A 13170-nucleotide genomic window follows, 5' to 3' on the forward strand; every position below is an offset into this window, starting at 1 on the left:
CATCAGGTGATTGATGGAGAGGTCGGTCGATGGCGATTGGAGAAAAGTCCCTGCGCTCGATGGTCGAACACTGGCTCGCGCCGGATGCTAGGCAGCCCGTTCGAGTGACACGGTTCAGAAAGCCACGATCGACTCCGGAATGCTATGTCTGCGTCGAGATATTCAGAGACGGCGGGCCAATCGCAATGTTTTTCTTTCGCCACCAAGACGGCACTTGGCGCATATACCCACCTAGTCGAGAACATCCCTCGATGCGCATCTCCCGTGCTTGGGCGAACTGTTGACTCACGATACAAGAGGAAAGACGACGCAATGATCCTGAATTTCATCAACGGTGCCTATCGGGAAGGTAAGGGGGGCAAGCGCTTTCCCGACTTCGACCCGTGCACAGGCCGCCTCATCGCGGAGGTGAGCGAGGCCACCAGGGACGATATCGACGATGCGGTGCAGGCTGCCCGCGCGGCGCTGGACGGCCCATGGGGCAAGCTCACGCTGGCGCAGCGCTGCGATCTGCTCTACGCCGTTGCCAACGACATCGACCGTCGCAAGGAAGATTTCCTTGCGGCGGAAGTGGCTGACACCGGTAAGCCCCGTGCACTGGCATCGCACCTGGACATTCCGCGCGGGGCGGCGAATTTCCGTGTCTTCGCGGATGCCGTCCGGAATGTACCGACGGAGTGCTTCATCGGTACTGCCCCTGACGGCAAGCCGGCGCTGAACTATGCGTTGCGCCGGCCAAAGGGCGTCATCGCCGTGGTTTGTCCGTGGAACCTGCCTCTGTTGCTGATGACGTGGAAGGTCGGGCCCGCGCTCGCGTGCGGTAACACTGTGGTGGTGAAGCCTTCCGAAGAGACGCCCGCGACGGCCGCACTGCTCGGAGAGGTGATGAACGCGGTGGGTGTTCCGGCCGGCGTCTACAACGTTGTGCACGGGTTCGGTCAGGGCTCGGCGGGCGAGCTCCTTACGTGCCATCCCGATGTTGACGCGATTACCTTCACGGGCGAGACCCGCACCGGTGCGGCCATCATCAAGGCCAGTGCCGACGGCATCAAGCCGGTGTCGATGGAGCTGGGAGGAAAGAACCCTGCGCTGGTTTTCGCCGACGCGGACATCGATGCCGTGATCGCTGGCCTGAAGCGGTCGGTGTTTGAGAACACCGGTCAGGTTTGTCTCGGCACCGAACGGGTGTATGTCGAGCGGCCTCTCTTCGACAAGGTGGTAAGGGCGCTGACCGAGATAGCGAACGCCCTACGGCCCGGACTTCCCGACGATCCAAATGCCAACTTCGGCCCGCTCATCTCGAGCGAGCACCAGCGCAAGGTGCTGAGCTATTACGAGCTCGCACGCGCCGACGGTGCGACGGTTCACTATGGGGGAGGCGTCCCGGACATGCCGGTCAATCTGCGCGAGGGCGCGTGGATCGAACCGACGATCTGGAGCGGTTTGCCGCACGATTCGCGCGTGCTGAGCGAAGAGATCTTCGGGCCTTGCTGCCATGTTGAGCCGTTCGATGGCGAAGATGAGGCTGTTCGCCTGGCCAACGCCACCCCGTATGGGCTCGCGGCATCGGTCTACACGCGCGACGTCAACCGGGCCCATCGTGTGAGCGCAAAGCTGAAGGTCGGCGTCGTGTGGGTCAACACCTGGTTCTTGCGGGATCTGCGTACCGCGTTTGGTGGCTCCGGTAAATCGGGCATCGGACGCGAAGGCGGCGTGCACTCACTCGAGTTCTACACGGAACTGTCCAATGTCTGCCTGAAGCTGGAGCCGCAAGCATGAATACGCAAGAACATTTGGCCGCGGCAGACGCGCTACTGCAAGCGGAACAGACGGGGCAGGCGATCCCGCCGCTTCGCGAGACCTACCCGCACTTCGATGGCGAAGATGCCTACGCGGTGCAGGAACTCAATACGGCCCGCCAACTTGAGAACGGGGCGCGGCTCGTCGGCAGGAAGGTCGGCCTTACCGCCCGCAGCGTACAACAGCAGCTTGGCGTGACTCAGCCGGACTTCGGGATGCTCTTTGCGCACATGGCTTTCCAGGACGGTGAGCCGATCCGCTGGTCTCATCTGATGCAGCCGAAAGTCGAGGCCGAGGTTGCACTGGTGCTCGAGCGCGACCTGTCAGAGCCCGGCATCACGATGGCGCAGATGCTGCGCGCTACTGCTTTCGCACTACCAGCAATCGAAGTAGTCGGCAGTCGTATCGCCAATTGGAACATCCGGTTCGTCGACACGGTCGCCGACAACGCATCCAGCTCGGCATTTGTGCTCGGCAATACGCCGGTGTCCTTGACGGGGCTGGATCTGCGACTGGCTGGCATGGTCATGGAGTGCCGCGGAGATCAGGTCTCCCTCGGCGCGGGCGCCGCTTGTCTCGGTCATCCGCTGAACGCGGCTGTGTGGCTCGCCAACACGATGGCGTCGCGCGGGCGTGGGCTGAAAGCTGGGGATGTTGTGCTGACGGGCGCTCTGGGTCCGATGGCGGCGGTGCACCCGGGCGACGTATTTGAAGCGCGCATCGAGGGTCTGGGCTCCGTACGCGCCGTGTTCGGAGACAAGGAATGAACGATCTTTTGGAAATGCTCGCGGAACGCGTCGACGACGCGGCGCGCAACGCGCGAGCCATCGCGCAGTTCGGGGAGGCCGCTCAGCTCACCACGTCTGACGCGTACGGCATCCAGGCCGCGTCTATCGCCCGCAGGCTTGAGCGCGGTGAACGCCGCACCGGTGTGAAGATGGGATTCACGAGCCGGGCCAAGATGGTCCAGATGGGACTGCACGATCTAATCTGGGGAAGGCTGACGGACGCAATGGCAGTGGAGGACGGCGCCGCTGTACCACTCGCGCGCTATGTCCATCCGCGCGTCGAGCCGGAGCTGGCGTTCCTTCTGGCCAAGCCACTTGCGCCAGGCGCTAGCTTGGCTGAAGCGCTGGACGCAGTTGCCGCCATAGCGCCGGCGCTCGAGCTGATCGACTCGCGCTACGAGAACTTCAAGTTCTCGCTGACCGACGTAATCGCCGACAACGCGTCTTCGTCGGGATATGTGATTGGGCCTTGGGCAGACCCGCGGCGCGACTTTTCGAACCTCGGGCTCATTCTTAGCATCGACGGCCGGCCGCAGCAGATAGGGAGCACGGCTGGGATCCTGGGGCATCCGCTGCGATCGCTGGTTGCAGCCGCGCGGCTGGCCGCCGAGGCGGGCGAGCCGCTGCAAGCCGGCTGGATAGTGATGGCCGGCGGCGCGACTGCGGCCGAGGCGCTCGCGCCTCGCGTGCACGTGCGTTGTGAGATGCAGGGCCTTGGCTCGGTCGAGTTCACCACAGTCGAATAAGGAGACGACGCATGCCATTGATACAAGTTACCTTGATTGAAGGTCGAACACTGGACACAAAGACGGCGCTGATCGGCACCCTGACGGACGCAGTGGTTGCCGCGTTGGACGCACCGCGTGAGTCGGTGCGCGTGATTATTCAGGAAGTGCCTGCCGCACATTGGGGCATAGGCGGTGTACCCAAATCAGCTTCGAAGGAGCAGTCGCGTGACTCGAAAGCTTAAGGTTGCAATTATTGGGTCGGGCAACATCGGCACGGACCTCATGATCAAGGTATTGCGGCACGGCAAGTACCTCGAAATGGGTGTGATGGTGGGCATTGACCCAAACTCAGATGGACTTGCGAGGGCGGCCCGCCTCGGAGTGCAGACCACCGCAGACGGTCTGGATGGACTATTGCGCATGCCCAGTTTCAAGGATATCGAACTGGTTTTCGATGCGACATCAGCTTCCGCGCATCAGAAGCATGCAGCCCGATTGGGCGAGCTTGGCGTGCCGATGATAGATCTGACGCCCGCGGCAATCGGACCGTATGTCGTGCCAGTGGTGAATGGTGAAGCCCACCGTGGCGCGAAAAACATCAACATGGTCACCTGCGGTGGTCAGGCGACGGTCCCGATTGTGGCGGCTGTGTCGCAGGTGACTCGCGTGCACTATGCCGAGATCGTTGCGTCCATAGCTAGCCTGTCTGCTGGACCGGGGACACGTGCCAACATCGACGAGTTTACCGAGACGACAGCGAGGGCAATTGAGGTCGTCGGCGGCGCAGAACGAGGCAAAGCCATCATCATTCTCAATCCTGCGGAGCCTCCGCTGATAATGCGTGACACCGTGTTCACGTTGAGCGAGCTGGCGGACGAAGAGCAGCTTGCGTCCAGCATCGAGGCAATGGTGGCCAAAGTGCAGGCCTACGTGCCTGGTTACTGTCTTAAGCAGCGCGTGCAGTTCGAGCAGGTCGAGGTCGCGCTACCGGGAGCAGGCCGCATCCATGGCCTGAAGACCACGGTCATGCTTGAGGTGCGGGGGGCAGCGCACTACCTGCCCGAATACGCGGGTAATTTGGACATCATGACGTCCGCGGCATTGGCATGCGCGGAATCGCAGGCTGCAGCTCTCGTCGCTGCGTGAAGGAGTTAATGTGGACAAGAAACTGTATATCTCCGACGTCACGCTACGCGACGGCAGCCATGCCGTACGACATCAGTACACGGTTGCGCAAGCAGTGCAGATTGCGAAGGCGCTCGATGTGGCTCGCGTCGACTCGATCGAGGTTGCTCACGGTGACGGATTAGCTGGGTCGAGTTTCAACTACGGCTTCGGCGCGCATACGGATCTCGAGTGGATCGAGGCAGTCGCCGAGGTCGTGACACATGCGCAGGTCGCGACGCTGTTGCTGCCGGGTATCGGAACTGTACATGATCTGCGAAATGCCTATGCGGCGGGCGCCCGAATCGTGCGGGTCGCCACGCACTGCACCGAGGCTGACGTATCGCGTCAGCACATTGAGACGGCGCGCTCGCTCGGCATGGACACGGTCGGCTTCCTGATGATGAGTCATATGACGACCCCCGATCGCTTGGCACAGGAAGCACTGAAGATGGAATCGTACGGTGCGACGTGCATCTATGTCGTTGACTCGGGCGGCGCACTTAATATGAACGACGTGCGCGAGCGCTTTCGCGCGCTCAAAGACGTGCTGAAGCCGGACACGAAAACGGGGATGCATGCTCACCATAACTTGAGCCTCGGCGTTGCAAACTCAATCGTTGCAGTGGAAGAAGGGTGCGATCGAATCGATGCATCCCTCGCTGGAATGGGTGCAGGCGCCGGCAACGCGCCTCTAGAGGTTTTTGTCGCCGCCGCGGAGCGTCTTGGTTGGAACCATGGCTGCGATCTGAGGGTGCTGATGGATGCAGCGGACGACATTGTGCGTCCATTGCAAGACCGTCCCGTGCGTGTCGATCGCGAGACGCTCGCACTCGGCTACGCGGGCGTCTATTCGAGCTTCCTTCGGCACGCTGAAGCTGCGGCGAAACGTTATGGTTTGAAGTCCGTCGACATTCTCGTCGAGCTTGGCCGGCGCAGAATGGTGGGTGGGCAGGAGGACATGATAGTCGACGTCGCGCTAGATCTGTCGAGGACTCAATGTCCCTAGAAGGCAGTACAGCCAAATCGATCAGCATATAAGATCCATTATTTGGTATTTCTAATAAATTGAGGTGGATCAAGTTAAGTATCTAGCGGCGACGGCGGAAGCTAGGAAACTGATCCATCAAAGGGAAGGAAACGACGAATGAACGACAAGATTGCCCTAGAAGAGCATTTCGCTATCGACGAGACATTGGCTGATTCGCAGGTATATGCGGGGCCGGAAATGTGGGAAACCTTGCGCAGCAATCTGAGCGATTTCGAGCAGCAACGTATCGAGCAGATGGATCGCTGGGGCACCGCCTATTCGATCCTCTCACTTAACTCTCCGGCAGTGCAGGGGATTGTCGATCCGGAACGCGCCGTCGAGGTCGCGAAGCGGGCGAACGATGTGCTCGCCGAGCAGGTCCATCGGCATCCGAGGCGCTTCGGCGGGTTCGCCGCGTTGCCGATGCAGGATCCCGACGCCGCGGCGCGTGAACTCGAGCGGTGCGTCGTCGAGTTGGGTTTCCTGGGTTTTCTCGTGAATGGTTTCTCACAGGTCGGCGATGCGGACACCGTCGCGTACTACGACGCACCGCAGTTCGATGACTTCTGGACCGTTGCTGCGAGCCTGCAAAAACCTTTCTACATGCACCCGCGCGATCCGCTACCGAGTCGGGAGCCGATTTATCAGGGCAATCCGTGGTTGACCGGCCCGACTTGGGCCTTTGCGGCCGAAACGAGCATGCATGCGTTGCGGCTGATGTCGAACGGCTTGTTCGATCGTCATCCGAAGCTGCAAATGATTCTCGGGCACTTCGGCGAGGGCATCCCGTTCAACATCTGGCGTATCGATCACATCTTGCGCAAGGGGCGCCGCGGTATGCGATGCGAAAAAGAAGTCGGCGACTACTTGCGCAACAACGTCTACATCACGACGAGCGGAAATTTTCGCACGCCGACGTTGTTGTCGACGATGCTCGAAGTGGGCAGCGATCGCATCATGTATTCGGTCGACTATCCGTTCGAGAAGCACGAGGATGCTGCGGGTTGGTTCGACCGCTGCGAGATCAGCGATAGCGACCGCCGCAAGATCGGACGCGAGAACGCTCGACGTTTGTTCTCGCTCGAATGAGTCGACGGAGAGCGGCACAATGAACGGCAGAAGCTTTCGCTGCGACATGCATTCGGTGCATGTGTGCTTTGGAGCGGGCGCACTCACGGACGTCGCCAGCGAACTCGATGCGATGGGCGGCGCGCGAGCGCTTGTTTTATGCACACCGACGCAGCGAGCGCTGGCGGAGCGTGTCTCCGATTTGCTCGGTGAGCGCAGCGTCGGCGTGTTCGACAAAGCCATGATGCACGTACCGACCGCTGTCGTTCGCGACGCGTGCGAGGCGGTCTCCTTGCTCAACGCGGACTGCACGGTGGCGATCGGCGGCGGATCGACGATTGGTCTAGCCAAGGGGGTCGCGCTGCACGTCGATCTTCCGATCCTCGCGGTGCCCACGACGTATGCGGGATCGGAGATGACGCCAATCTATGGGCTGACCGAAGGGCAGTTGAAAAAGACGGGGCGCGATGCGCGCGTATTGCCGCGCTCGGTTATCTATGACCCGGAAATTACATTGGCATTGCCGCGCACCGTGAGCGTTGCGAGCGGCATGAACGCCATAGCGCATGCGGCCGAAGGTATATATGCGCCGGACGGAAATCCGCTTATGACGCTTCTCGCTGAAGCGGGCATGGTTGCCATGGCACGCGCCTTGCCGATTATCGCGGGCGCGGCAAATGCGCATGCTGTGCCGCGCGAAGTACGCGAAGAAGCGCTTTACGGTGCGTGGCTATGCGGCGTGGTGCTCGGCAACGTGCGCATGGGCCTGCATCACAAGCTCTGTCATACGTTGGGCGGCGCGTTTAGTTTGCCGCACGCGGAAAGCCACTCTGCGATATTGCCGCATGTTCTCGCCTACAACGCAGCTCACGCGCCGCAGGCCATGGTAGCGATTGGTACCGCGCTCGGTGTGGGGGCGGGCGGTAGTGCGGCGCGTGCCTGTTTCGATCTTGCGCAAGCGAGCGGAGCGCCCACGTCGCTTAGAGCACTCGGTCTGCAAGAGGAGGATCTCGAGCAAGCCTTATCGCTCGTGTTGCAGGATGGGTACTCGAACCCCCGCCCGCTCGATGCCGAGCCGTTGAGCGTTCTGTTGCGCGATGCGTTCGATGGCGTGCGGCCACATTGAGGAAAGTTCATGCACAATCTCGATCAGCACACGATCACGAATGAAGTGATTGAGCGTTTTGCCGACACGCCTGATCCTCGGCACAAGGAAATCATCAATTGCCTCGTACGTCATCTGCATGACTTCGCTCGGGAGATATGCCTGACCGAGGACGAGTGGGCGAGTGGCATTGCGTTTCTGACCGCCACGGGGCAGATGTGCGACGATAAACGACAGGAGTTCATCCTGCTCAGTGACGTGCTTGGCTTGTCGATGCTGACAGTGACGATGAACAATGCGAAGCCGGCCCAGTGTACCGAGGCTACCGTGTTCGGACCGTTTTACGTCGAAGGCGCGCCGCATTACGACAATGGCGGTGACGTGGCGAACGGCGCAGCGGGCGAGCCATGCGAAGTCAGCGGCACCGTGCGGGATGTCGAGGGCCGAGCGATCGCAGGGGCGAGAATTGACGTGTGGCAGGCAGATTCTGAGGGTATGTACGACGTGCAGCGCAGCGAGCTCGATCGACCGCAAGGGCGCGGTGTGCTTCATGCCAACAAAAGAGGTGCCTTTCGCTTCCGCACGGTATTACCGGAGGCCTATCCGATCCCGACCGATGGCCCTGTGGGCACACTTCTGCAGTCCACCAGACGACACCCCTGGCGCCCTGCGCACCTCCACTTCCGTATCGAGGCGCCGGGATACGAGACGCTGGTCACGCATGTGTTTCGGGAGGACGATCCATGGCTCGATTCGGATGCCGTATTCGGCGTGCGGCAATCGCTGATCGCACCGTGGGTTCGTCGCGACGACGGCGCCTATGCACTGCATTACGACTTCGTTCTTAACACCATCGGCGTGTTAAGAAAATGAACACTTCGCTTTGGGCTGAGGGGTGCCGTGGCCCGTGTTATCGGCAAGTCTGCTATTCATACTACTCGTTTGCTCGGATTGAGCGTGGTCGCGGATCTCATCGGCCCGCCCAGTACTGATCGGCTCGGTGGCCTTTCTCGGCATATGCATGCTCGCGACCGTATTGGAGACGAGCCTGCCGCAACTGCTGGCCACGTGCCCCGCGACGGGCAACGGCACCATCACGGATAACGCGATAGCGCGTGGAACGAATACACCCCGGCGCACAAATGGGTGTCGATGATGATCGTGTCGTGTGGGTAGCGCTTGGCGAAACTGTCGCGGCATTTTTGATTCCCATCGGCGGTTGGCGTGCCGTATTCGTTTTCGGTGGGGGCTGTGTTGTTCCTCAGCGCAGTGCTAATAGTCTTATAGGTTTCGGCGTTGCTAAAGTTTCTGCCCCGGCTTCTCATCGACGGGGCGGACATGCCGCAGGCGGGGCGCCCGACCTTCTATGGTCTGGGCGACCCCGATTTGTCGTATGCTCCTTTCGGGTGGTGGATATTCCTATGAGTTTTGACCGCCAGCAACTTGAGACTTTTTCTGCGGTTGTCGAAGCTCGGCATTTTGGCCGGGCCGCACGAACGCTGAATGTGACCCGTGGCGCTGTATCGCAGCGGATAAGTGCACTGGAGGAGGCTTTCGGTACCCCGCTGTTGATACGCGATGGGGTTACGCCAACACCAGCGGGCAAAACATTACTTGTACATATTCAGATGCTCAAGCTATTGGAAGCGGACACGATTCATCGAATCAAGCCAGACACCAACGGTCGAGCGACGATATCGATCGCGGTAAACGCCGATTCACTGGCAACCTGGTTTGGATTGGTCGCCTGCGCTATCGCGAAAGAAAATTTTTCACTTGAGCTGATCGTGGACGATCAGGACTTTACTCTGCCAGTCTTGATGCGGGGGGAGGCGATTGGGTGCGTCTCCACAGCAAGTCGTGCGCCGACTGGATTCTTGGCAGAGGCAATCGGCGCGATGGAGTATCAGTGTGTCGCCGCACGCACTTTTTGCAGCACCTACTTTCCGCACGGGCTCAATCTGCACGGCATACTTGCTGCACCAGCAGTCTTGTTCAATCGGAAGGATGGAATACATGCGGCATTCGTCGAAGATGTACTCGGTTTCCCTGTAAGCGGCTATGCTGTCCATTATTTTCCATCGCCGGTCTCTCTGCTGATGGCTATTCGCGAAGGAGTCGGATATGGCTTGGTGCCCGCGTTGCAGGCGAGGCCGCTCGTCAATGGTGGTGAATTGGTGGCTCTTGCGCCGAACAATAATATTTTTGTGGACCTTTACTGGCATCATTGGGAAGTTGCGCCGCAGAATGCCAAGTTGATCAACGACCTTGTGATGTGTCACGCGCGCGAAGCGCTGATTCAAACTCGCCTTCAGTCGTTTGGCGAACGGCACAACGCGCCTGCGTCTAAGTGATGACCCGAACGCGTACCTAAGCAGGGCGATGTATACGGCCGTTGTGGCGGCAGGCGGTCGTGTGGAAGACGCAACTGTACTAGGAGCGAATCTTTGCCATTTGATAAGGTGCGTAACGTTGGGTCAAGGCCGCGGCGGCAGAACCTTCTTCAGTTTCGGATCCTCGGTGGCTGCCATCTCTTGACAGGCGGTTGAGCGGTTCCATAGCAGTACCGTAATCAGGAGCAGAGGGAGAAAGGAAACGGCCAACGGATTGGTCTCCGGGATCCTCGTCAAGCCTGTCCACCGCGCGAGGTATATTGCGATCGCCATACCGCTACCGATCGCCAGTGTCGCGTTGGCCCACCGGTCGGAAATGCGGCGGTTGAGCAATGCGAATCCCGCGAGTGGCCCGACGGCGGTAAGGTAGACCATGTTGAGATCGACCATCATGTCGACCAGGCTCTGACCGTGAAGGGCGACGATCGTGCCGAGGGCGATCGGCACGACGCGCGACCAGATGGGCCGCGCTGGGGAACGCGGGCCGAGAGAGGCGGTAGCATCGGTCATCGCCCGAAGCATTGAACAGCCGGCACCCAGTGCGGTGGTGAGCAAAATGACGATGACAAGCGCCCTCGCCGTATTCGCTGAATGTCCGGAGAGCGTGTGTATCAGCACAACCGGAATGACCTGAACGGGGTCGGCGAGACGCTGCATATGCCAGACCGGGGAGGCTGCGACGACCGCGGACGCTGGCAGGAAGCCGATCAGGAACACGAACCCTGCCGCGAGGAGACAGCCGTTTCGCGCCGTCGCTGGCGTGCGCGCCGCGAGCACGAACTGCTGATAGTCTGCGCCGCAGATGACCATGAGCACGACCGACGCGACCGTGAACCCTGTATGGTCCAGCGTCGCGCCCCGAAGTCCGTCCAGAAACTGGACGGGGGCATGCAGCCACACGTCGAGTCCACCGGTCAGGAACAGCGTGCGTACAAGCACGACGTTGCATGCGAGCATGCAGATCGCGAACCCTGCGGCAAGCCACGACAGTCGCAATGTCGAAAGACAGATCAATAAGCCATCGACGAGCAGGAGCGCGGAAGTCGGACCGACGCCGGCCAGCGTGAGTATCGCTGTTCCACCCCGAATCTGTGCAGCGAGCACACCGGTCATCCAGACAAGAGACAGCAAGGCTACTGCGCGGCCGACTGAGGTGCCGTAGATCCAGTCGAGCCTCGTCCAGATGGATTGCCTCGTTATCGAAAGGCCACGCGCGCATGCGGCAAGCGCAACCAGGCCCAAGGCGCTGGCGATTGCATAGAGACAGCCGAGCATTCCTTCTCGAAGCGCGAGTTCGCCGGTGCCAAGGAGAAAGCCGGTACCGCAACTTGTGGATACCAGCAGGCTTGCAATCTGGGCCGATTTCAAGGTGCGGTCAGACATGAGCCGCCCCCCACTTCGTTACGCTGGCACGACCGCCTTTGATGTAGGAATCGCAGATGATCGCGCGTCGATTGAACGCGGGGATCTGTTTCAGATGGGCGTGCAATTCGGGCAGGTCGAGGTAGGGAATATGCGGAAACAGGTGGTGTGTCAGGTGATAGCCGTTGTGATGCGGGTGCAGGAGGATGGAGCTGAGTCCGTGATCCGGAATGTCCCGCGTATACGAAAAAATGCCACCCGGTTCGAGCCCGTAGTGATCGGTCATTTCGCGAAACGTTGTGATGGCATGGAACACCGTCGCGCGCGCGACGATCCATAGCGCAAAAAAAAGTAGCGCGAAATGCGTTCCGATGGTGACGTCAAGCAGCGCTTCGCACGCGGCCCACCAAAGAACGATGGCGAGCTTCTGACGCAGGGCGAGGCGCCTGTTGATGAAATGCCCCAAGACGGAGCCAGCCCAGATGGACGGTGTGGTCAGCACGCGCAGATAGACGCTGAGCCAGTGGTCACCCGCATGCGTGACGCTGGAGAGATAGTCTGGGTCGTGAGCCGGGTCGCCGAGCGAACCGTGATGCCAGGCATGCTGGAGACGGTAGAGCGTCAGCTCGTTGAAGAGTGGCGGAGCAAGAAGGACACAGGCGATGCGGTCGTTCACGTCGCGGCTGTTGCTCAGGTTCTGGTGTCCGCCCTCGTGCAGGAGGTTACCCAGCGCCCGCTGGCGGTTGCCGATCACGAAGATCGCAGCGATACTTGCCCAGACCCCGATCCGGTAGGCAATCCAGACGGTAAGGCATATGATTGCCCAGTCCGTGGCGATGTCCGAGAGCGATCGCCACGTTCTGGCGCGCGGGGTTTTCCAGTCCATGCCTGTTGAGTCCAGGGCGGTGTGCATGGCTGCCTGATCGGCAATAACGGATGATGATGCGGGTGATCTCATCGCAGGCTCCTTGTGATGACGTGAAGTCCCCGGCGGTCCCCGATCCTTGAATGCGTATCTGTTCAGTAAAAGCTTTGATCTGATCTTAGGCGGTCGATCCTGTCCGGGCGGCGGCAGTTAAAAATGCTGCCCGGCGTGCAGCATTTTTAAACCCATGACGCGTGTGCCACGCAAGACGTGGCACAACGTCACCATCAGGGGAGGGTGGAAAGTTGAGTGAAAAGGACCTTGCAAAGCTGTGTGCGACGCTCAGTCCTGTCGTGGCGGAGGCCACCTATGTCTATTGTTCGTTTCCGGACTTCACCCTGCCGGCCGGGCTATTGGCCTTCTGCCTCGTGCGCGAGAGCGAGGGTCTGACGGCGATCATCGAGCGTGATGAAGCGCTGCGGCGCGGACTTGCCTATACCTACGACGCCCGTCTCATCACCCTGTCGGTCCATTCGAGTCTCGAGGCGGTCGGGTTTATCGCGGTGATCAGCCGCAGGCTCGCCGGGGCTGGCATCTCGTGCAATGTGGTCGCGGGCTACTACCACGACCACATCCTCGTGCCGGTCAATCGGGTCGAAGAAGCGATGACGCTCCTGCTCGACATCGCCGCGTCGCCCGGCTGACGCATATCTGCCCCGATGTGAGGGCGCGAAGGTCAGGCCTGCCAATTTTTCTGCATGACGGGCAATTTTTGTTTCCCGGGCGGGCTCTGGCTTGCTGTGCGGCGACGCAATCAATAGATTAATGAGACGACAGGGGACCTGGAGTGGCCCCTGCGAAGGAGGA

Annotated in this window: 13 protein-coding genes; 11 read left to right on the forward strand and 2 right to left on the reverse strand. The window is 60.5% G+C overall.

Annotation, left to right across the window (positions count from 1 at the left end; translation table 11 throughout):
• The first annotated feature begins 312 nt into the window (after nt 1-312).
• The 10 genes from AC3AP7_RS06615 (at nt 313) to AC3AP7_RS06660 (ending at nt 10037) form a co-directional block, all read left to right on the forward strand.
• A complete protein-coding gene (locus AC3AP7_RS06615) occupies nt 313-1779 on the forward strand; it encodes a 2-hydroxymuconic semialdehyde dehydrogenase (RefSeq protein WP_475764463.1) in 1467 nt (488 codons plus the stop codon).
• Complete coding sequence (locus AC3AP7_RS06620; RefSeq protein ID WP_475764462.1) at nt 1776-2567, forward strand: 2-keto-4-pentenoate hydratase; 792 nt, start codon at nt 1776-1778, stop codon at nt 2565-2567. Before AC3AP7_RS06615 ends, AC3AP7_RS06620 begins: the two co-directional genes overlap by 4 nt.
• Entirely contained in the window at nt 2564-3334 is a 771-nt protein-coding gene (locus AC3AP7_RS06625; RefSeq protein WP_475764461.1) for a 2-keto-4-pentenoate hydratase, read from the forward strand. The genes AC3AP7_RS06620 and AC3AP7_RS06625 overlap by 4 nt, the downstream gene beginning before the upstream one ends.
• An 11-nt stretch (nt 3335-3345) precedes the next feature.
• Nucleotides 3346-3558, forward strand: a complete 213-nt coding sequence (locus AC3AP7_RS06630; protein WP_475764460.1) for a 4-oxalocrotonate tautomerase — start codon at nt 3346-3348, stop codon at nt 3556-3558.
• On the forward strand, nt 3542-4462 hold the full coding sequence (locus AC3AP7_RS06635) for an acetaldehyde dehydrogenase (acetylating) (RefSeq protein WP_475764459.1): 921 nt from the start codon (nt 3542-3544) through the stop codon (nt 4460-4462). Before AC3AP7_RS06630 ends, AC3AP7_RS06635 begins: the two co-directional genes overlap by 17 nt.
• Before the next feature lie 10 nt (nt 4463-4472).
• Nucleotides 4473-5489 carry a 4-hydroxy-2-oxovalerate aldolase gene (dmpG, locus tag AC3AP7_RS06640; protein WP_475764458.1) on the forward strand — a complete coding sequence of 339 codons (1017 nt, stop codon included), beginning with the start codon at nt 4473-4475 and terminating at the stop codon, nt 5487-5489.
• A 138-nt stretch (nt 5490-5627) separates the two neighbouring features.
• Entirely contained in the window at nt 5628-6599 is a 972-nt protein-coding gene (locus tag AC3AP7_RS06645) for an amidohydrolase family protein (RefSeq protein ID WP_475764457.1), read from the forward strand.
• Between the two features lie 19 nt (nt 6600-6618).
• Entirely contained in the window at nt 6619-7704 is a 1086-nt protein-coding gene (locus AC3AP7_RS06650) for a maleylacetate reductase (protein ID WP_475764456.1), read from the forward strand.
• 9 nt (nt 7705-7713) lie between these two features.
• Nucleotides 7714-8556, forward strand: a complete 843-nt coding sequence (locus AC3AP7_RS06655; protein ID WP_475764455.1) for an intradiol ring-cleavage dioxygenase — start codon at nt 7714-7716, stop codon at nt 8554-8556.
• Between the two features lie 548 nt (nt 8557-9104).
• Complete coding sequence (locus AC3AP7_RS06660; RefSeq protein WP_475764454.1) at nt 9105-10037, forward strand: HTH-type transcriptional regulator ArgP; 933 nt, start codon at nt 9105-9107, stop codon at nt 10035-10037.
• 123 nt (nt 10038-10160) lie between these two features.
• Here AC3AP7_RS06660 and AC3AP7_RS06665 read toward each other — a convergent pair whose 3' ends face one another.
• Both AC3AP7_RS06665 and AC3AP7_RS06670 read right to left on the reverse strand, forming a co-directional pair.
• Nucleotides 10161-11459 (reverse strand): SLC5/6 family protein, encoded by a 1299-nt coding sequence (locus AC3AP7_RS06665; protein WP_475764453.1) that lies wholly within the window; start codon nt 11457-11459, stop codon nt 10161-10163.
• A complete protein-coding gene (locus AC3AP7_RS06670; protein WP_475764452.1) occupies nt 11452-12396 on the reverse strand; it encodes a fatty acid desaturase family protein in 945 nt (314 codons plus the stop codon). Before AC3AP7_RS06670 ends, AC3AP7_RS06665 begins: the two co-directional genes overlap by 8 nt.
• A 212-nt stretch (nt 12397-12608) precedes the next feature.
• Between AC3AP7_RS06670 and AC3AP7_RS06675 the strand changes: the two genes are divergently transcribed.
• The gene (locus AC3AP7_RS06675; RefSeq protein WP_475764451.1) at nt 12609-13007 is read left to right on the forward strand and encodes an ACT domain-containing protein; all 399 of its coding nucleotides are present in this window, start codon (nt 12609-12611) and stop codon (nt 13005-13007) included.
• The last annotated feature ends 163 nt before the right edge of the window (nt 13008-13170 follow it).

The sequence above is a fragment of the Paraburkholderia sp. PAMB 6770 genome (assembly GCF_057748135.1).